This window comes from Nocardia sp. CC227C, from assembly GCF_030767025.1.
In the GTDB taxonomy this organism is placed as follows: domain Bacteria; phylum Actinomycetota; class Actinomycetes; order Mycobacteriales; family Mycobacteriaceae; genus Nocardia.
This window is the reverse complement of record NZ_JASITE010000010.1, coordinates 1-20,109: the sequence shown is the minus strand read 5'-3', so window position 1 is coordinate 20,109 and position 20,109 is coordinate 1. Positions and strand designations below refer to the sequence as shown.

Genomic DNA, 20,109 nt, shown 5'->3' with positions numbered 1-20,109 from the left:
ATGCCGCATGGTGCCGCAGTCAACAGCCGTCCCGGACGACGCCGTGATCGACAGCGTCGTGATCGGCGATGTCACCGTCTACACCGCGACCGTCGGGGGGCCTCGGTGGGCGACCGGACAGGACGTGGTCGTCGAGCACGGCCGCGTCACCGCCATCGGGCCGAAAGCCGGTGCGGGCAGGGCGCTTCCCAGGGTCGACGGTAGCGGCGGCCACCTGCTCCCGGGCTTCGTCAACACCCACACCCACCTGCAGCAGTCCGTGCTGCGCGGCGCGGGGGAGGGGTTGCCGCTGCTCGAATGGCTGCACTGCGTCGGCGAATTCACGGTGGCGGCCACGCCCGAGCAGACCTACGCCGCCGCGCTCGCGGGCGGTCTGGAGCTGCTGCGCGGCGGTGTCACCACCGTGGTCGAGCACATGTGGCCGAATCCGTCGGAGGGCGTGCACGACGCGGCCCTGCGCGCCCTGCGCGAGTTGGGTATCCGCGTGGTCTTCGGCCGCGGTATGGCCGACCGGGCCGATGCCTCCCGCCGCTGGGGTATGGATCACCGCCTGCTGCAACCGCTTTCGGAGGTGTTCGAGCATATCGACACGCTCGACGACCGGCTCGCGGGCACGCGCGTCACGACCGCGCTCGCCGTGCCGAATCCGCGCTGTCTCACCCCCGAGGGGATGGCGGCGGTGCGCGACTACGCCGAACGGACCGGCAAGACCATCTCCATCCATCTGCTGGAGACCCGCACCGACGAGGACATGTGCCGCGCGCACGCGTCCTGCTCGGCGGTCGACTACCTGGAACGCGGCGGCCTGCTGGGGCCGCGCACCCTCGCGGTGCACTGCTGTCACCTCGACGAGTACGGCCGCCGGGTCTTCGCCGAACGCGGTGTCGCGGTGTCCTACAACCCGCTGAGCAATATGCGGTTGGGCAGCGGGGTCGCGCCGATTCCCGCCATGCTGGCCGCCGGCATCGGTGTCGGGCTGGGGGTGGACGGCGCGGCCAGCAACGACACCCAGGACATGCTGTCGGCGCTGCGTATGGGCGCGTACCTGCAGCGGGTCACGCACGCGCGCGCCGATCTGCTCGGCTTCGACGACATGATGCGGATGGCCACCCGCGGTGCCGCTGCCGCCCTCGGTGTTTCGGACGGGCCGGTCGGTGTCGCGGTGGGGGACCGCGCGGACCTGACCCTGTTGCGGTTCGACCGGGACTTCGCCTGCCTGCCGGTCCGCGATCCCGGGGCCACCGTGCTGACCACCGCGTCCCCGCGGGTGGTGGACACCGTCTGGGTGGACGGTGAGGCGGTCGTTCGCGACGGGCGCAGCACGCGCATCGACGAGCAGGCCCTGATCTCGCTGCTGCTGGATATGCAATAACAGTTAATGACTTCGAAACACGACATCGACTGCATGTAATTCGGCACGTACACACTGGATTCGACGCTGTGATTGCAGGCAAGATCATCGAGAGAAGGTGAGCGCGGTGGTGCTCTACGACACGGTGCACGACACCGAAATCGCCCGGAACGCCGAGCAGCGCCCGGCCATCGAGACCGATCCGCTCGCGCCGGTACCGGAAATCACCTGCACGGGGGTGGGCAAGCGCTACGGCGGACAGGGCTCCGGCGATATCGTCGCCCTCACCGATATCGATCTGGAGGTGCGCCGCGGCGAATTCGTGGCCGTGGTCGGGCCTTCCGGCTGCGGTAAATCCACACTGCTGCGCCTGGCCGCCGGATTGGAGCAACCGACCTCGGGAAACGTTGCGGTCCACACGGATTCGGTCGGGTTCATCTTCCAGGAGGCCACGCTGCTGCCCTGGCGGCGGGTGCTGCGCAATGTCGAACTCGCCGCCGAACTGCGCGGTGTCGACCGCGGCACCCGCCGGGCCCGCGCCACCCGCGCCCTGGCCGCGGTCGGCCTGGCCGATTTCGCGGGCAAACTCCCCGGCCAACTCTCCGGCGGCATGCGCATGCGCGTATCCCTCGCTCGCGCACTGGCTTTGCAGCCGCGGCTGCTGCTGCTCGACGAACCCTTCGGCGCGCTCGACGAGATCACCCGCCTGAGCATGCAGGAGGAACTGCTGCGGCTCTACCGCGACAACGCCTTCACCGCCCTGTTCATCACCCACTCCGTCTCCGAGGCGGTCTTCCTGGCCGGGCGCGTGGTGGTCATGTCCGCCCGGCCCGGTCGTGTGCACGAGGTGATCGATATCGACCTGCCCTACCCGCGCGACCGGGACCTGCGGTTCGACAGCGCCTTCACCGGCCTGGTCGCCCGGGTCTCCGGCTCGTTGAAGGCGGCCTGCTGATGGCCGGTCTCCCCCTGGATGCGGCACCCGCGCCGACCCGCTCGGCCATCCGGCTGCTGCTCGCCAAGGCCCTGGTGCCCGTGGTGTGCGTCGGTCTGGCCCTCGGCGCGTGGTACGCGGTATCGCTGCTGCTGCTCGCCCCCGACCGCCGCTTCCTGCTGCCGCCGCCGCACGCCGTGCTCACCGAATCGCTGCTGGACCCGGCCACCGTGGAGACCATGCTGCGGGCGCTCGCGGTGACCGCCCGGGTGGCCCTGGTCGGGCTGTTCGTTGCCGCGGTCCTCGGCGTCGCCATCGGGGTGCTGATGAGTCAGGCCAAGGCCATCGAACGCGTGGTGTACCCGTACGCCGTTGTGCTCCAGGCTATTCCGGTGCTGGCCGTGGTGCCGCTCATCGGCCTGTGGTTCGGCTACGGCATGTCCGCGCGGACCATCGTCTGCGTGCTCATCGCCGTGCACCCGATCATCGCCATGACCCTGTTCGGCATCCAGTCCGTGGACGCCAACCTGCGCGAACTGTTCACCCTCGGTCGGGCGAATCGGCTGCGCCGGCTGCTGTCGCTGGAATTGCCCGCCGCGCTGCCCTCCATCCTCACCAGCCTGCGCACCGCCGCCGGACTCGCGGTGACCGGCGCGATCATCGGCGACATGTTCTTCGCCAAGGGGCAGCCGGGCATCGGCACCCTGCTCGACACCTACCGGGCGCGGTTGCAATCGGAAGACCTGCTCGCCGCACTGCTGCTCGCCGCCCTCCTCGGCGTCGTCGTCTTCACCCTCTTCACCGCCGCACAGCGCCTCACCGTCGGCCGCTGGCACGCCTCCGGCCGCTGAATTACATCCTCACCCTGTGGAGAACCCATGCACACCTGTCTTCGCCGTGCCCGCGTGGCCGCGCTTGCCGCTCTCGCTGCGGTCGCCCTCACCGCCTGTTCCGGTACGGACGCCGACCCCGCCGCCGTCGAATTGCCCTCCGCCCCAGCTGAACAGCAGTTGGCCGGAGCCTGCCCCGACACCGTCGTCGTCCAGCTCCAGTGGGAGCCCGAAACCGATTCCGGCCCCATTTTCGGTCTGCTCGGTCCCGGCTACCGTGTCGACTCCGACAACAACAAGGTCACCGGACCGCTGGCGGTGGACGGCAGGGACACCGGCGTGGACCTGGAGATCCGCGCCGGCGGCCCGGCCATCGGATTCCAGACCGTGCCCTCCCAGATGTACGTCGACGACTCCATCACCCTGGGCCTGGCGCATTCCGAACACGCCATCGCCGCGGCCGGACAGCAGCCGCTGATCGGCGTCACCACCCTGCTGCGCTACAGCCCGCAGCTCCTCATGTGGGATCCGGCGACACACCCGGACTGGCGGGGCATCGCCGATATCGGCGAATCCGGTGCGCCCCTCGTGGTTTCGCAGGGACAGCTGTATCCGGACTGGCTGGTGGCGCGCGGACTGGTGCGGGCCGAGCAGATCGACGCCTCCTACGACAGTTCACCGTCGCGCTTCGTCGCCGATCCGTCCTTCGCCCAGCAGGGCTTCGCCAACTCCGAACCGTACGTCTACGAGCACGAGGTGCGGGCGTGGAACAAGCCGGTGGCCTATCAGCTGCTGCGCGACGTCGGCTACGAGGGCTACGCCCGCACCGTGAACGTGCGCGCCGACAAACTCGACGAACTGCGCCCCTGCCTGCGCCGCCTGGTGCCCATGATCCAACGGGCCACGGCCGAATTCCATGCCGACCCAGCGCATGTCAACGAGGTGGTCGTCGATGTGGTCGCCAAGAGCGCCAACTTCGGTCCGTACAGCGCCGAACTCGCCGCCTTCGGCTCCCGGGCCCTCATCGACAACGGCTTGGTCGGCAATGACACCGACGGTGTCATCGGCAGTTTCGACCCCGCGCGGGTGCAGCGTGTCATCGACGAGTTCGCACCGATCCTGCGCCGCGGTGGTGCGGACATCCCCGCCACCCTGACCGCCGCCGACCTGATCACGACCGAGTTCCTGGACCGCGGCATCGCCGCCGCCGACTGAGGCGACCGCCGACCGAGCAACCCGCCATCCGGGCGGACCACCGCCCGGAACCGACCGAAAGGGCAACCATGACAACCGGATACGGCCTGTCCGAAGTCGACCGTGAGAAGCGTATGGGCGGACCGGGCGCGGAGACCGCCCGCGAGATCCGCGTCATCGACCTCACCGACTTCGACCACCGCCGCGCCGAGATCACCGACCAGCTGTGGACCGCCGCCACCGAGATCGGCTTCTTCCAGCTCTCCGGTCACGGCATCCCGCAGTGGCAGCTGGACGATGCCTTCGCCCGCGCCGCGGCGTTCTTCGCGCTGCCGGAATCCGTGAAGGCCAAATACCCGCTGGTCAAGGCGGACAACGTGGGTTGGGAGAGCCTGAGCCAGGTGCGCCCCTCCATCGGCGTGCCCGATCAGAAGGAGTCCTACCAGATCACCCGCCCGCATATGACGGGCCGGTGGCCCACCGAGGCCGAACTGCCCGGATTCGTCTCCGCCGTCCTGGATTTCGAGCATCGCTGCTGGAGCGTGGCCATGCGCGTGCTGTCCTGCTTCGCCGACCGGCTCGGGCTGGCGCGCGAGCACTTCACCGCCGCGCACGATCCGGCGTCGGAGCACTACCAGAGCACCCTGCGACTGCTGCACTACTTCGCCGTCCCCGAGGAGCTGCGCGATGCGCCCGGCCGCTGGCGGGCTGGCGCGCACACCGATTTCGACTGCCTCACCCTGCTTTTCCAGCGCGACGGCCAGGGCGGGCTGCAGGTCTGCCCCGGCCGGGAGATGGACGACCAGCGGTGGACCTCCATCACACCCTCCTCCTCGCTCATCACCTGCAATATCGGCGATATGCTCACCCGCTGGAGCGATGACCTGCTGCCCTCCAACTTCCACCGGGTGCGCAGCCCGGGCCGCGACGAGTACCAGGGCGAGCGCTACAGCATCGCCTACTTCGCCCAGGCCGACCGCGACGCCGTCATCCAGGGCCCGCGCGGCGTCTACCCGCCCGTCACCGCCGCCGAGTTCCTGGCGGAGCGGGTGCGGGCCAACTACCGGCCGCGGATGTAATTTCGAGCCGGAGAGAAAGGACCCCATGGCCGACGACACCACCGCCGACCTGCTCGGCCCCTCGGTACACCGGCAGCTGCGGCAGCTGGTGCTCTCCGGCGAACTGGAACCCGGCGCGCCGCTGAGCGTGCTCGCGCTGTCCGGCCGCCTCGGGGTCAGCCGCAGCCCGGTCCGCGAGGCCGTGCAGCAGCTCATCTACGAGGGGTTGGCCGTCAACGTCCCGCACGCGGGGGCGCGGGTGGCCGTGGTGGACGACGCCCGGATTCGCGAGGTGCTTGCCGTGCGCGCGGTGCTCGACGGTCTCGCCGCCGCCGAGGCCGCCACCCGCCTCACCGAAGCCGATCTCGGCAAGCTCACCGGCCTGCTCGCCGTCCAGGCCGACAACCTGCACGGGGACGCCGACCCGGCTCGCGACACCGCCCTCGACCTGGAATTCCACACCTTCATTCGGGACCGCGCCGGAAACGCCACCCTCGCCGAGGAACTCGGCCGCCTCGAAGCCCAGGCCCACCTCTACCGCGGCGACCTGTGGACCCGTGACCGCAACCGCCGCACCGCCCTGCGCGAACACCGCCGCATCGTGGAGGCCCTCGAATCCGGCGACCCCGTCCAGGCCCGCACCGCCGCCGAAGCCCACGTGCGTGGTCTCATCACCCGCCTGCACCGCCGCTGACCCGACGGTTCCGCGGCGGCGCTCCAGGTCCGAGCCGCTACCCGTCCTGCAGACTCCGGGCGAGGCGGGCGGCCTCGGCGGCCAGGCCGGGCGGGTTGGTGGCGATGAACATCGATGTGGCCGCGAGGTTTCCGAGGATGTGCCAGGTCGGATCGGGGTGGCCGCCGACGAGGAGGCTGCGGGTGGCCGGATCGACGGTGAGGCCACCCGCCGGATGGAGTTCGGCGGCGTGGGCTTCGAGCAGGGCGCTCAGCAGTGGTTCGCTGTCCTGCGGCGTGGTGTAGGCGGAGGGGTTGACGGCGTTGAACACCGCGTCCGCGGTCCACTCGGTGGCGTCGAAGACGGTGAATCCGCCGCCGGATCGGGCCTCGATCTTGCGTACCCCGGGCCGCAGCCGCAACTGTCCCGAATCCAGCAGGCGCAGCACGATTTTCGCATTGTGCGGCACCATCGGCGAGCTGAGGCCGTTGACGGTCCGGAAGTAGCGTTCGCGCAGCAGGGTCCGGTCCGCCTCGGCGAGTCGCGGCCAGGCGACCGGGCCGGTGATGCGAATGAGCATGGTGAGCAGGCGCAGTCCCAGATACGAGGAGTCGACCGCCGCCAGCTGCCGCCGCAGGCGATCGACCGGATGCTCGGTGTCGGCGGTGAGGATTTCGGTGGCGAGGGTGCTGAAATCCTGGCCGAGCTCGGCGAGTTCGGCGCGCATGAGTGAAATCAGTTCCGTGAAGTCGAGTTCGCCGCGCCGGGCGATGACATCCGGCAGCAGATGCCGTGGTTCCAGGCGCGCGGGGCGCTGCTGCACGAACGGCAGTGCGCCGGTGCGGGACAGGAAACTGATCGGGCCGGTGTGGCCTCGGGCGGTGAGACCGGCCGCGATGTCGACCGCGGTGAGACCGCTGCCGATCACCGCGACGTGCGCGTCGGCGGGGACGGCGGGCAGGGTGTGCGCCAGCGGATACGGCTCGTTCACATAGCCGCGTGCCCCCGTCAGTCCGTAATGGTCACGGGGACGGCCACTTCCGACGCTCAGCACGGCCCGATCGACCGGGACAGCGCTGCCGTCCTCGGTGTGCAACACCGCGTGGTCCGCGCGCGTGAATCCGGTGACTCGTGACTGAACGACGCTCACCCGCCAACCGGCCGCGCGCAATTCGGCGATGGCGGCGCGAGCGGTGTCCTCGAGGTAGCGGCCGTAGACTGCGCGCGGGACGAGCGGCTGACCGAGGGCCTCGTCGAGATACCCGGCCGCATCATCGCGTTCGTCGAGCCAGCGCTGATAGTGCCCCGGATCTCCGGCGCGAATCGACATGATCGGCGGCGGCGCATTGACGCGGACGGCTTCGATATCGGGCTGATACGCCCGGCCGCGCCACAGTGCGGCCGCTCCGTCGAAAACCGTGACCGCGCCCGGCTTGCCGCCCGCCGCGGCGAGGGCGTCCAGCAGTCCGACCGTGGCGGCGCCCGATCCGATGATCCCGATGTGCATGGCGGTGCTCCCTTTTTCGATCCGGTAGTGATGCGCTGACCAGCCTCATCGGACCGCCGCCCGGTTCCCATCCCGCAAATGCGGGGAATTCCCGGCGTACTCGGCGGTTCCCCCTCATATGCGGGATGGCGGACGTGCGGGCGCGCGCAGCAGGATGGCGGACATGACCACTCCGACCCGGAACACGGTGGCGGCGCTGCTCTCCGATATCGCGGCGGCCCCGGACGCCCACACGCTGTTCGCCGAGACCTCCGCTCGCCTGCGTCGGATCGCCCCGTTCGACGCGGCGGTGTGGGTGGCCACCGATCCGGTCAACGGCCTGACCACCGCGCCGGTGCGGGTGGAGAACCTGCACGAGGGCGGCTGCGGCACCTATTGGGAGTCGGAGTTCTTCGCCGAGAACGTCAATCTCTTCCGCGATCTGGCCCGCGCCGCCGTCCCGGTCGCGGGCCTGCGCGCCGTCACCGGTGGCCGCCCCGGGCGGAGCCCGCTGTACCGGAACTTCATGCGCCCGCGCGGTTTCGACGACGAACTGCGCGCGGTCTTCCGGATCGACGGCCGGCCGTGGGGCCAGCTGAGCCTGTTCCGCGAGCGCGGCCGCGCCGAATTCGCCGCCGCCGACCTCGCTCTCGTCGAATCGCTGTCCACGCCGATCGCCCAGCGCCTGCGCTCCTTCGCCCAGCCCGCAGCCGATCAGCAGCCGGTCCCCGAGGACGCCTCCGATGCCCCCGGCATGCTGCTCTTCGACTCCGAAGGCGCACTGGTCTCCATCAACGACGAGGCCCGCGACCTGCTCGCCCGCCTGCCGCCCGGCCCGGCCACGCCCACCCCGCTCGGCATCGACCTACCGCTGCCGGTCTGGATTCTCAGCACCGCGGGCCGCGCCCGCCTGACCGGGACCAGCGCCCGCATCCGCATCCGCTCCGGCTCCGGCCGCTGGCTGGTCTGCCACGCCTCCTGCCTGCGCGACGCCAACGGCCGCCCCGGCATGACCGCCATGGTCATCGAGCCCGCCACCCCCTCCGAGGTCGCCGCCCTCGTTCTGGCCGCCTACGAACTGACACGCCGTGAACTCGACGTCGTCGAACAGATCGCCCGCGGCCTGCCCACCGCCGAGATCGCCGAAAAGCTCCATCTCTCCCCGCACACCGTCCGCGACCACGTGAAGGCCATCTTCGACAAGGTCGGCGTCACCAGCCGCGGCGAACTGGTCGCCAAACTCTTCACCGAATTCCAGCTGCCCGCCGCCGAACGTCGCACCATCCGCGTCGAGGCCGACTAGCACCACCACGGTGCCCGCGAAATCGCCCCGCTCCACCCCGGTGATCGGGGCGTCCGACGCGATGCCGGGCGAGTCGAAATACCGCAGCATGGCCGGATCGGAGCGTCGGCATCGAGGACGAGCCGCTGGCGGCCTCGCTGGCGGGGGCAGTGCGTGTGCTCGAGCCCGGCTGCCGCGGATACAGGGACTCATGGAAGCCGCGGGCCGCACGGTGACCGATCACGCGTCGGCGACAGCGAAGGTCCGCGCCGGTAGCCGCCCGTGTGCGAATGCCCATCGCTGGCTACCGGGGAAGCCGCCATTCCGCGCTACGCGTGCGCCGGTCCGCGCCGCGCGGGCCGCTCAGTGCGCGTTGCGGTAGGCGGGGGCCTTGCTGGTGGCGGTCGGGGTGAGGGTGCGCAGCAGGGGCAGGGTGCGGCGCGCGACGACCGTGGACAGCACGATCACGCTGTGCGAGCGCACCACCGAGGAGGTGCGGTCGATGCTCAGCAGCACCGTTTGCAGACCGGCGTGCGAATCCGCGCCGATGCGGCACAGCACATCGCTGGAACCGGTGGTGGCATACGCCTCCAGCACGCCGGGGATGGCGGCCAGATCGGCGGCCACCGCCTCCAGCGCACCCTGCGCGATCTCCAGGGTGACGAAGGCTTCCACGTCGAAACCGGCTGCGCTGACATCGATCTGGGGGTCGTAGGAGGCGATGACCCCGGCTTCCTCCATCCGGGCGATGCGTGATTGCACGGTCGCGCGGGCCACTCGAGTGCGGCGGGACAGCTCGAGGATGCCCGCCTTCTGATGCTCGTGCATGGCGGTGAGGATGGCCAGGTCCAGCTCGTCCAGCTTGGCGGGAGTGCGTGCCATGGCGGATCTCCGTTCGCAGGGTGTTCTATTCAAATTGTCCAGCACCAACGGCAAGATGGTGACGTAATTCACCAGGGTGTCTACTGAAATTCGGCGATATTGCCCATCAGCGGCCGTGGGCCTTTCCTGGTTTCATGAGCATCGAGGCAACCGCCGCACCTGTTCAACCGCCGGATCGGCCCACGGCCACCGACCTGCCGCCCGAGGACGAGTTGCGTCGCCTCGTCGGCCTGGTGGACCACGACGCGGCCGCCGACCCGTTCCCCGTGCTGGGCTGGGACGCGTTGGTCTGGGTGGTGGGCAACGCCACCCAGGCCGCGCACTATCTGGAATCCGCCTTCGGGCTGCGCTTGGAGGCGTACTCGGGTCCCGAGACCGGCAACCGTGACCACAAATCGTACGTGCTGCGCAGCGGTGGCGTCCGATTCGTCGTCAAGGGTGCGGTGAATCCCGCGAGTTCCCTGGTGGCACACCATGATCGGCACGGGGACGGGGTCGTCGACATCGCCCTGGAGGTCCCGGACGTGGACCGCTGCATCGCCCACGCCCGCGCCCAGGGCGCGACCGTGCTGGTCGAACCGTACGACGAGACAGACGAATTCGGCACCGTGCGCGCCGCCGCCATCGCCACCTACGGCGAGACCAGGCACACGCTGATCGACCGCTCCCGCTATTCGGGCCCCTACCTGCCCGGCTATATCGCGCGCACCTCCGGCTACGAGCCGCGCCCCGGCGCGCCGCGCCGCCTCTTCCAGGCCATCGACCACGTGGTCGGCAACGTGGAGCTGGGGCGCATGGACGAGTGGGTCGAGTTCTACCGCCGCGTCATGGGTTTCGAGAACATGGCCGAATTCGTCGGCGACGACATCGCCACCGACTACTCGGCGCTCATGTCCAAGGTCGTCGCCAACGGCAACCACCGCGTGAAGTTCCCCCTCAACGAACCCGCCGACGGACCCAAGCGCTCCCAGATCGACGAGTACCTGGAGTTCTACCGGGGCCCCGGTGTCCAGCACATCGCCCTGGCCACGGGCGACATCCTCACCGCCGTCGACTGCCTGCGCCGCGAGGGCATCGAGTTCCTCGCCACGCCCGACGCCTACTACGAGGACCCGGAGCTGCGCGCCCGCATCGGCCACGTCCGCGTCCCGGTGGAGGAACTCCAGCGCCGCGGCATCCTGGTCGACCGCGACGAGGACGGCTACCTGCTCCAGATCTTCTGCAAACCGGTCACCGACCGGCCCACCGTCTTTTTCGAGCTCATCGAACGCCACGGCTCCCTCGGTTTCGGCAAGGGCAACTTCAAGGCCCTCTTCCAGGCCATCGAACGCGAACAGGAGGCCCGCGGCAACCTGTGAACGGTCGCGGTGCGCTCGATTCCGGTAACGTCCAGGACATGCACGCAGATGGTTCGCGGCCGTCTCGATTCTGGACTGACGGAGCGGGGGAGCGAAGCGGAGGAGCGCAGCGGAGGCGCAGATCGAGCACCGCGATTGTCGCGGGGATGACCTTCGCTCTGCTGCTGTCGGCGTGCGGGGGTAAGCAGGAATCCGATGAGCCGACCGGGCTGCGCCCACCGCCCAGGGTGGCCGCCCTGGGCCCCTTCGTGGGCGAGTGCGGTCATGTCACCGACGACGAGGTGCGCGATATCGGCGCGCTCGGCGCGGTGACCCGGGTCTTCAAGAACTCCGTCGGCTGCAACTGGCAGGGCGGCGGGGTCGGCGGCGCGAGCGTCACCTTCGCCTCCTATCGCGGCAGTCCCATCGACCGCGAGAAGGCGTGGGTGGCCAGCGTCGGTCGCGACCCGGAGACCATCGAGGTCGGCGGCAAGACCGGTTTCCAGGCGCTGGATCCCAGCAACCGGGTGTGCGACCTGGCGGTGCAGCTGGACGACGACTTCTTCGAATGGTCCATCTCCTACGGTCTTTTCGGCGACGAGGGGCTCGGCAATCCGTGCGACCGCAGCCGCCGACTGGCCGAACTGACCGTGCGGCGACTCGGATGAGGGGCGGACTCGGGATGCGGGGCAACGGCATGACGGACGGCGGCATGACGGACGGCGGCATGACGGACGGCGGCATGACGCGCGGCGGCGCGGTGCGCACGCGTGGGCGGCGCGGTATCCGGCTGACCGGTGCGGCGCTGGCCGCCCTGGCGCTCACCGCCACGCTGGCGGGCTGCGGCCGGACCATCGAGGGCACCGCCCTCCCGGCGGGCGGCACCACCGACGACGGCGGCGGGCGCATCAACACCAACTTCGACAAGCTGCTGCGCGAATGCGAGGTCGTCTCGCTCGAGGACATCGGCAAAACCGTCGGCGAGGGCACCTATGTGAATCCGTCCTTCAACGGCGCGGTCTGCATGTGGGATCTGGACGGCGGGTCCTCGGGCAGCGGCATGGTGACCCTGAGCTGGTACGAGCTCGGGTCGCTCGCCAACGAGAAGAAGAACAACGACCGCCTCGGCTATGTGACCAACGACATCACCGTGCAGGGTCGTCGATCGCTGGAGACGCGGCGTCCGGACGACCCCGACTCCTGCGGTGTGTTCGCCCCGGCCGCCGATGCCGGAATCGTGGGCTGGTGGGTGAACTACCGTGCGGGAGGGTCACATCCGGATCCCTGCGAGGCCGCGCGCAAGCTGGTGGAGCTCACCCTGAACCTGGCCCGCTGACCGCCCGACCTGCCCGCTTCCATACCATCCGGGGGACCCCTTTTTGCCCCTGGAAACGCCGACGGGTATCGTGGATCGCTGTGCCCGGAAGCATGCGGGCAGGTTCGTGCGCAGTACGTAGGCCAGCGAGAGCGGCTGACCGGTTCAGCGTGCCCTGAACAGGGCGTGTAAGCTGCGCACGACACGCCCGACCTCGTGACAACGAAATGTCGCGGGAACTGGGCGGGAAGCTCGAATGACCGCAGCGTGAACGACGGGTCCGGAGGCGGCAACCTCCGTAACCACTTCGGGGCCTCGGGCGCGCCGCAAACGACAACAGACATGAAGTTCCAGACACCTGGTTACTAATAAGGAAAGCCGGTCTATGCCAACCATCAACCAGCTGGTCCGCAAGGGTCGCCGCGACAAGGTCGCCAAGACCAAGACCGCGGCCCTCAAGGGGAGCCCGCAGCGTCGTGGCGTGTGCACCCGCGTGTACACCACGACCCCGAAGAAGCCGAACTCCGCGCTGCGTAAGGTCGCGCGTGTTCGCCTGACCAGCGCGGTCGAGGTCACGGCCTACATCCCCGGTGAGGGCCACAACCTCCAGGAGCACTCGATGGTGCTCGTGCGCGGCGGTCGTGTGAAGGACCTCCCGGGTGTGCGCTACAAGATCATCCGCGGCTCCCTCGACACCCAGGGTGTGAAGAACCGCAAGCAGGCCCGCAGCCGCTACGGCGCCAAGAAGGAGAAGAGCTGATATGCCGCGCAAGGGCCCCGCTCCCAAGCGTCCGCTGATCAACGACCCGGTCTACGGCTCCCCGCTGGTGACCCAGCTGGTCAACAAGATCCTTCTGGACGGCAAGAAGTCGACCGCCGAGCGCATCGTCTACGGTGCCCTCGAGCAGGCTCGCGAGAAGACCGGCACCGATCCGGTCGTGACCCTCAAGCGCGCGCTGGACAATGTCAAGCCGTCGCTCGAGGTCAAGCCCCGCCGCGTCGGTGGCGCCACCTACCAGGTGCCGGTCGAGGTCCGTCCGGGCCGCGCCAACACCCTCGCGCTGCGCTGGCTGGTGAACTTCTCCCGGCAGCGTCGTGAGAAGACCATGGTCGAGCGTCTGGCCAACGAGCTGCTGGACGCCAGCAACGGCCTGGGCGCTTCGGTGAAGCGTCGCGAGGACACCCACAAGATGGCCGAGTCCAACCGGGCCTTCGCGCACTACCGCTGGTGATTCGGTGCCCGGCGATGCCCGGGCGTCGAGTCACGGTCCGGCGCGGCACCTTGCGGCCGCGCCGGACGTTGAGACAGAGATGACCCGGAACAAAGCCAGGGTCGCACCCGAAGATCCCACTAGCTAAGAGCGGGGAAGATTTCCGTGGCACAGGACGTGCTCACCGACCTGAACAAGGTCCGCAACATCGGCATCATGGCCCACATCGATGCCGGTAAGACGACGACCACCGAACGCATCCTCTTCTACACCGGTATCACCTACAAGATCGGTGAGGTGCACGACGGCGCCGCCACCATGGACTGGATGGCGCAGGAGCAGGAGCGCGGCATCACCATCACGTCGGCCGCGACGACCTGTTTCTGGAAAGACAACCAGATCAACATCATCGACACCCCGGGTCACGTCGACTTCACCGTCGAGGTGGAGCGCTCGCTGCGCGTGCTCGACGGTGCCGTCGCCGTCTTCGACGGCAAGGAGGGCGTCGAGCCGCAGTCCGAGCAGGTGTGGCGGCAGGCGGACAAGTACGACGTGCCGCGCATCTGCTTCGTCAACAAGATGGACAAGCTGGGCGCGGACTTCTACTTCACCGTCCAGACCATCAAGGACCGCCTGGGCGCCAAGCCGCTGGTCATCCAGCTGCCGATCGGTGCCGAGAACGATTTCGAGGGCATCATCGACCTGGTCGAGATGAACGCGAAGGTCTGGAAGGGCGAGACCAAGCTCGGCGAACAGTATGTCGTCGAGGAGATCCCGGCCGATCTGAAGGAGAAGGCCGAGCAGTACCGCCAGGAGCTGCTCGAGACCGTCGCGGAGTCCGACGAGGCGCTGCTGGAGAAGTTCTTCGGCGGCGAGGAGCTCTCCATCGAGGAGATCAAGGGCGCGATTCGCAAGATGACCGTCAACTCCGAGCTCTACCCGGTGCTGTGCGGTTCGGCGTTCAAGAACAAGGGCGTGCAGCCCATGCTCGACGCCGTGATCGACTACCTGCCGACTCCGCTGGACGATGGCGGCACCGACGGCCACGTCCCGGGCAAGGAAGAGGAGATCCTGCACCGCAACGCGGATGTTAACGAGCCTTTTGCTGCGTTGGCGTTCAAGATTGCATCACACCCGTTCTTCGGAAAACTGACCTACGTCCGGGTGTACTCGGGCAAGGTCGACTCCGGTGCTCAGGTCATCAACTCGACCAAGGGCAAGAAGGAGCGTCTGGGCCAGCTGTTCCAGATGCACTCCAACAAGGAGAATCGGGTCGGAGAGGCCCAGGCCGGCCACATCTACGCGGTCATCGGCCTGAAGGACACCACGACCGGCGACACCCTGTGCGATCCGCAGAACCAGATCGTGCTGGAGTCCATGACCTTCCCGGACCCGGTCATCGAGGTGGCCATCGAGCCGAAGACCAAGGCCGACCAGGAGAAGCTGGGCACCGCCATCCAGAAGTTCGCGGAGGAGGACCCCACCTTCAACGTGAAGCTGGATCAGGAGACCGGCCAGACCGTCATCGGCGGCATGGGCGAGCTGCAGCTCGACATCTACGTCGACCGCATGAAGCGCGAGTTCAAGGTCGAGGCCAATATCGGCAAGCCGCAGGTGGCCTACCGCGAGACCATCACCAAGAAGGTCGAGAAGCACGAGTACACCCACAAGAAGCAGACCGGTGGTTCGGGCCAGTTCGCCCGTGTCATCATCGGCCTGGAGCCCTTCACGGGTGAGGACGGCGCGACCTACGAGTTCGAGAACAAGGTCACCGGTGGCCGCGTTCCGCGCGAGTACATCCCGTCGGTCGACGCCGGTATCCAGGACGCCATGCAGTACGGTGTGCTCGCCGGATTCCCGCTGGTCAACGTCAAGGCACAGTTGCTGGACGGCGCTTACCACGAGGTCGACTCGTCGGAAATGGCGTTCAAGATCGCGGGTGCGCAGGCCCTCAAGGAAGCGGCCCGCAAGGCCGGTCCGGTGATCCTCGAGCCCATGATGGCTGTCGAGGTCACCACGCCCGAGGACTACATGGGCGAAGTGATCGGCGACCTGAACTCCCGCCGTGGCCAGATCCAGGCCATGGAGGAACGCAGTGGTGCCCGTGTCGTCAAGGCGCTGGTTCCGCTCTCGGAGATGTTCGGCTACATCGGTGACCTGCGGTCGAAGACCCAGGGCCGGGCCAACTTCTCCATGGTGTTCGATTCGTACGCGGAGGTTCCGGCCAACGTGTCGAAGGAGATCATCGCCAAGGCGACCGGCGAGTAGTTCGCTGCCGGGGCGGATTCGCGAGTATCCGCCCCGAGTCGGTCGGCTGAACGACCCCCTGTAAGAAAAACAACGCACTGCTGCAAAGCAACGCACTACTAGTCCAGGAGGACAACAGTGGCGAAGGCGAAGTTCGAGCGGACGAAGCCCCACGTCAACATCGGCACCATCGGTCACGTCGATCACGGCAAGACCACGCTGACGGCGGCCATCACCAAGGTGCTGCACGACAAGTACCCGGACCTGAACCAGAGCTTCGCGTTCGACCAGATCGACAAGGCTCCGGAGGAGAAGGCTCGTGGTATCACGATCAACATCTCCCACGTCGAGTACCAGACCGAGAAGCGGCACTACGCCCACGTCGACGCCCCCGGTCACGCCGACTACATCAAGAACATGATCACCGGTGCCGCCCAGATGGACGGCGCGATCCTGGTCGTGGCGGCCACCGACGGCCCGATGCCGCAGACCCGTGAGCACGTGCTGCTCGCCCGTCAGGTCGGCGTGCCCTACATCCTGGTCGCGCTGAACAAGGCCGACATGGTCGACGACGAGGAAATCCTCGAGCTCGTCGAGATGGAGGTCCGCGAGCTGCTGGCCTCGCAGGAGTTCGACGAGGACGCTCCGGTCGTCCGCGTCTCCGGCCTGAAGGCGCTCGAGGGCGACGAGAAGTGGGCCCAGTCCGTGGTGGACCTGATGAACGCCGTCGACGAGTCGATCCCGGACCCGGTCCGTGAGACCGACAAGCCGTTCCTCATGCCGATCGAGGACGTCTTCACCATCACCGGTCGTGGCACTGTGGTCACCGGTCGTGTCGAGCGCGGCGTCATCAACGTGAACGAAGAGGTCGAGATCGTGGGTATCCGCGAGAAGTCGACCAAGACCACCATCACGGGCATCGAGATGTTCCGCAAGCTGCTCGACCAGGGCCAGGCGGGCGACAACGTCGGTCTGCTGGTCCGTGGTATCAAGCGCGAGGACGTGGAGCGCGGCCAGGTCGTCATCAAGCCGGGCACCACCACCCCGCACACCGAGTTCGAGGGCCAGGCGTACATCCTGTCGAAGGACGAGGGCGGCCGCCACACCCCGTTCTTCAACAACTACCGCCCGCAGTTCTACTTCCGCACCACCGACGTGACCGGCGTCGTGACCCTCCCCGAGGGCACCGAGATGGTCATGCCGGGCGACAACACCGAGATGAGCGTCAAGCTCATCCAGCCGATCGCCATGGAAGAGGGCCTGCGCTTCGCGATCCGTGAGGGTGGCCGCACCGTCGGTGCCGGTCGCGTCACCAAGATCATCAAGTGATTCGCTGAATCGCTGAAAGGGCCGTTCCCTCAAGGGGAACGGCCCTTTTCAATTGCTAGCCGTCCTAGCTAAGGCAAGGGCAGGTTGCTAGCGTCACTGGCATGGTTAGCTCCGGTTACGTTCCACCGCACATGTATTCGATTTCAATCAAGGGCGTTGTCGTTCGTGACGGCCGAGTACTGTTGCTGAAGCACAAGCACGACGAGTGGGAGCTACCGGGCGGCCGTATCGAACCTTACGAGACCCCGGAGGAATGTGTCGCCCGCGAGGTTCTTGAGGAGACACAATTGCGAATCACGACCGGGCCTATTCTCGACTCCTGGATCTACTACGTCAACGACGTCGAAAAGCATGTGTTCATCGTGACTTATGGCTGCTACCTGGACTCCGCTGCGGAGCCGGTTGTGTCGCATGAGCACCAGGAGGTCGGCCTGTTTGGTGCTCATGAGATCGCCGGGTTGAATATGCCTGACGGCTTCAAGCGCTCGATTATGGCTTGGTTCGCTCAGCAGCGGACAGCGGGGAATGCCCAAGCCAAGCGTGTGTGATCCGATTGCTGATTCCCGTTTGCGGGCTAGCGGACTGCGGAAGTCTTTGGCAGCCAACGGATCGAAGCCGTTGCGTCACGACGCGCATAGGTATCCGACGAGGTCATCCACAGCAGTATGCCGGGCCGACGCACCCGGCGTCGGGGCCGTCGCCAGCTCGGTCTTGATCCCCGGTCATGTCCGGACGGCTATGTCCGAGGCCGCTTTCGCCCCACTCGCCGGAACAAGCTTGATCCCCGGCATCATCGGGAAACGCGGTACGCCACAGGCTGAACTGTCGCGGTGATTGTTCCACATATCGGCGAATTTCGAGACCACCGAGATGCGGTCCGGCGCGGTCCGCATCGGTGGGTTTCGAGACCACCCCGAGCACGGCGTCCGCCGCGCTCGACCGCAAGATGGGTCGGACCAGCGGGTTCCCGGCTGGCTGGCTTGGCCGAGTGAGTGGTGCCCAAATTCGCCGATACGGGCGGAGTCGCTGGCGGGTGTCAACGGAACGTGAATCCTGGATCTGGCACAAATTCCGTGATTCGGCCGGTCCGGGTTGCTCAGCCGCTCAACAGGATTCGCTTCCGGAGAAGGTCTGGTTTCGCGCGCCCGAACATCTGGCGTTTGATCGTCTTGATGCGGTTGACGTGCCCTTCGACCGGGCCGCTGCTCCAGGGCAGGGTCAGTCCGGCGGTCACCGCATCGAAGTCGCGGCGCAGGCCACGGACGAATGAGTGCAGGGCCGGCAGGTCGTCGGCGTCGGCGGCTTTCATCCATTGTTCCAGTTCGTGGCCGCGTAGCTGGCGCATCATCGTTGCGAAGGCCCGGATGTGACCGGCCAGGGCGGTGAGTTCGGGGCTCGCGGTGAGGATCGTATCGAGCCGCTGCCGATCGTCGGGATCGAGGTTGGTGGGGTCGCTCATGAGCCAGCTCACGACACGACGGACCGACGGTGGCTTGCGGACAGTGCGAGGAATGTGGCCGCTCGTGCGGAATGGGTGGAGGTAGTTCAGGACGATCTTCGGTCCGCCGCGGTAACCGCGGGCCTTGATCTCGTGGAACAGCTCGGTGGCGTTGGTGCAGCCTTCGTTCCATCGCTGATGCAGGTAGGGCTTGAACTCCTCGAGCAGACTCCGGCGCTGCCCGGTGCCGGTGTTGACCAGCAACTCCTCGACGGTGGCGGCACGCGCGAACCGCCGAACGGTTCCCCGGGCAAGACCGAGTCGAGCGCCGATCGAGCGCATGCTCACGCCGTCGGCAAGAAGCGTATGGACCGCGGCGTAACGTTCGCGGGTCCGCACGGCCCACTTGTCCGTCCGGTCCGCCGGTGGCGCAACCAGTTCGGGGATGATCGGGATCTCCTGCCGGCCCGTGCTTACTGGATCGGTGTCGCCCTCGGTATCGGTGCTGGTGTCGAGGCAGTTTCGGTATCGGGCCACGACGCGCTCGACGGCCTCGCCGAGGTTGCGCCAGATGTGCCAGCGGTCCGCGACCTAGCACCGCGTCGGGCGCTCCGGCAGCGATGCCCTCGACGTAGGCGCCGGCGCGGTCACGGCAGACGATCTCGACACCGGGATGGGCATGCAGCCAGGCGGCCAGGGTTGCGGCGGTCCGGTCGCCGAGCACGTCGACGGGTCGCCGGGTCTCGATGTCGATCAGGATCGTTGCGTAGTGGTGCCCGCGGCGCAGGGCGAAGTCGTCGACGCCGAGCACACGCGGGGTCGCCCGATCCGGATCGGGCAGCGCGCGGATCTGCCGCAGCAGCGTCATGCGGCTGACCGTGGCTGACAGGTGCCGTGTCATCCGGGCGCCCGGACGACCACCCAAGGCCAGCGCGACCGCACACAGCAGGCGTTGCAGGATGGCGGTGCGGCGGGCATGCCGCGCTGCCAGCAGCGGCGCCTGTTCGGCGAAAGTCCTTCTCCCGCAGTCGGAGTTGTCGCAGAACAACCGCCTCACCTGCAACCGGATCACCACCTCCCTACCGGTGATCGCGGTGTCGGACAATCGGCGTCCGTAGCGGCTATGGACTCGGCGGGACAGCATGCCGCACCCGGGACACGCGGCTGATTCGTCCCCCCGTCCTCGCGTCGATTCGCACCCGGACTCCTGTCGAGTCCACACCGTCGATCTGCAACCCGTCCAGATGAGGGAACAGGACCGCGATCGGTCCAAGATCAGAACACCGGCCACATGATCGATCATCAAGCGCCCGTTGGCAATCCAGGCCGGGTCAATCACGCAAACCGTGCCAGATCCAGTATTCACGTGCTGTCGACAGCGGGATGGTGTCAGCTTTCACCGATAGATGGTCTCGGGATTCATCGATAGAGCCAGCCGGCCAGTCGCTGATGCCGCCACACCGCGATCGGGGCTGCTGCAGGGGTGGGTGACGACCGAGCTGGCTTGCCGAGTGGTGAGCCTGAGAAGATTCTTTTTGTCGC

Annotated in this window: 18 protein-coding genes and 1 pseudogene; 15 read left to right on the top strand and 4 right to left on the bottom strand. The window is 67.9% G+C overall.

The window, feature by feature from the left end:
* Positions 1 to 7: 7 nt before the first annotated feature.
* The 6 genes from QMO76_RS20675 (at position 8) to QMO76_RS20650 (ending at position 6,061) form a co-directional block, all read left to right on the top strand.
* Positions 8 to 1,372 carry an amidohydrolase family protein gene (locus tag QMO76_RS20675; protein ID WP_306362979.1) on the top strand — a complete coding sequence of 455 codons (1,365 nt, stop codon included), beginning with the start codon at positions 8 to 10 and terminating at the stop codon, positions 1,370 to 1,372.
* Positions 1,373 to 1,574: 202 nt separating this feature from the next.
* A complete protein-coding gene (locus QMO76_RS20670) occupies positions 1,575 to 2,306 on the top strand; it encodes an ABC transporter ATP-binding protein (RefSeq protein ID WP_372342036.1) in 732 nt (243 codons plus the stop codon).
* Positions 2,306 to 3,136: an ABC transporter permease gene (locus QMO76_RS20665; protein WP_306362977.1), complete on the top strand. Its 831-nt coding sequence runs from the start codon at positions 2,306 to 2,308 to the stop codon at positions 3,134 to 3,136. The genes QMO76_RS20670 and QMO76_RS20665 overlap by 1 nt, the downstream gene beginning before the upstream one ends.
* A 27-nt stretch (positions 3,137 to 3,163) precedes the next feature.
* On the top strand, positions 3,164 to 4,330 hold the full coding sequence (locus QMO76_RS20660) for a nitrate ABC transporter substrate-binding protein (protein ID WP_306362976.1): 1,167 nt from the start codon (positions 3,164 to 3,166) through the stop codon (positions 4,328 to 4,330).
* Positions 4,331 to 4,398: 68 nt separating this feature from the next.
* The gene (locus QMO76_RS20655; protein ID WP_306362975.1) at positions 4,399 to 5,388 is read left to right on the top strand and encodes an isopenicillin N synthase family oxygenase; all 990 of its coding nucleotides are present in this window, start codon (positions 4,399 to 4,401) and stop codon (positions 5,386 to 5,388) included.
* A 25-nt stretch (positions 5,389 to 5,413) separates the two neighbouring features.
* Positions 5,414 to 6,061: a GntR family transcriptional regulator gene (locus QMO76_RS20650; protein ID WP_306362974.1), complete on the top strand. Its 648-nt coding sequence runs from the start codon at positions 5,414 to 5,416 to the stop codon at positions 6,059 to 6,061.
* A gap of 37 nt (positions 6,062 to 6,098) precedes the next feature.
* Here the strand turns inward: QMO76_RS20650 and QMO76_RS20645 are convergent, their stop codons facing one another.
* Positions 6,099 to 7,547 (bottom strand): FAD/NAD(P)-binding protein, encoded by a 1,449-nt coding sequence (locus QMO76_RS20645; protein WP_306362973.1) that lies wholly within the window; start codon positions 7,545 to 7,547, stop codon positions 6,099 to 6,101.
* Between the two features lie 163 nt (positions 7,548 to 7,710).
* Here QMO76_RS20645 and QMO76_RS20640 point away from each other — a divergent pair, with 163 nt between their 5' ends.
* Complete coding sequence (locus QMO76_RS20640; RefSeq protein ID WP_306362972.1) at positions 7,711 to 8,829, top strand: helix-turn-helix transcriptional regulator; 1,119 nt, start codon at positions 7,711 to 7,713, stop codon at positions 8,827 to 8,829.
* Between the two features lie 342 nt (positions 8,830 to 9,171).
* Here QMO76_RS20640 and QMO76_RS20630 read toward each other — a convergent pair whose 3' ends face one another.
* Positions 9,172 to 9,690, bottom strand: coding sequence for an Lrp/AsnC family transcriptional regulator (locus tag QMO76_RS20630; protein WP_306362971.1), 519 nt, complete (start codon positions 9,688 to 9,690; stop codon positions 9,172 to 9,174).
* Between the two features lie 134 nt (positions 9,691 to 9,824).
* On the opposite strand from QMO76_RS20630, the gene hppD reads away from it, so the two are divergent.
* From hppD to QMO76_RS20590, 8 genes are all read left to right on the top strand, one after another.
* Positions 9,825 to 11,048, top strand: coding sequence for a 4-hydroxyphenylpyruvate dioxygenase (hppD, locus tag QMO76_RS20625; protein ID WP_306362970.1), 1,224 nt, complete (start codon positions 9,825 to 9,827; stop codon positions 11,046 to 11,048).
* Positions 11,049 to 11,194: 146 nt separating this feature from the next.
* Positions 11,195 to 11,695, top strand: a complete 501-nt coding sequence (locus tag QMO76_RS20620) for a DUF3558 domain-containing protein (protein WP_306362969.1) — start codon at positions 11,195 to 11,197, stop codon at positions 11,693 to 11,695.
* Complete coding sequence (locus QMO76_RS20615; RefSeq protein WP_306362968.1) at positions 11,692 to 12,363, top strand: DUF3558 domain-containing protein; 672 nt, start codon at positions 11,692 to 11,694, stop codon at positions 12,361 to 12,363. Before QMO76_RS20620 ends, QMO76_RS20615 begins: the two co-directional genes overlap by 4 nt.
* Positions 12,364 to 12,727: 364 nt before the next feature.
* A complete protein-coding gene (gene rpsL / locus QMO76_RS20610; RefSeq protein ID WP_014353064.1) occupies positions 12,728 to 13,102 on the top strand; it encodes a 30S ribosomal protein S12 in 375 nt (124 codons plus the stop codon).
* A 1-nt stretch (position 13,103) separates the two neighbouring features.
* Positions 13,104 to 13,574: a 30S ribosomal protein S7 gene (gene rpsG, locus QMO76_RS20605; protein WP_040722238.1), complete on the top strand. Its 471-nt coding sequence runs from the start codon at positions 13,104 to 13,106 to the stop codon at positions 13,572 to 13,574.
* A gap of 144 nt (positions 13,575 to 13,718) precedes the next feature.
* The gene (gene fusA, locus QMO76_RS20600) at positions 13,719 to 15,821 is read left to right on the top strand and encodes an elongation factor G (protein ID WP_306362967.1); all 2,103 of its coding nucleotides are present in this window, start codon (positions 13,719 to 13,721) and stop codon (positions 15,819 to 15,821) included.
* Between the two features lie 117 nt (positions 15,822 to 15,938).
* Complete coding sequence (gene tuf, locus QMO76_RS20595; RefSeq protein WP_306362966.1) at positions 15,939 to 17,129, top strand: elongation factor Tu; 1,191 nt, start codon at positions 15,939 to 15,941, stop codon at positions 17,127 to 17,129.
* Positions 17,130 to 17,230: 101 nt separating this feature from the next.
* Positions 17,231 to 17,677, top strand: coding sequence for an NUDIX domain-containing protein (locus QMO76_RS20590; RefSeq protein WP_306362965.1), 447 nt, complete (start codon positions 17,231 to 17,233; stop codon positions 17,675 to 17,677).
* A gap of 548 nt (positions 17,678 to 18,225) precedes the next feature.
* Here QMO76_RS20590 and QMO76_RS20585 read toward each other — a convergent pair.
* Both QMO76_RS20585 and QMO76_RS20580 read right to left on the bottom strand, forming a co-directional pair.
* Entirely contained in the window at positions 18,226 to 19,104 is an 879-nt protein-coding gene (locus tag QMO76_RS20585) for a transposase (RefSeq protein ID WP_306362964.1), read from the bottom strand.
* Positions 19,105 to 19,222: 118 nt separating this feature from the next.
* Positions 19,223 to 19,711: pseudogene (locus QMO76_RS20580) on the bottom strand (transposase); the annotation flags it as partial.
* Positions 19,712 to 20,109: the final 398 nt, after the last annotated feature.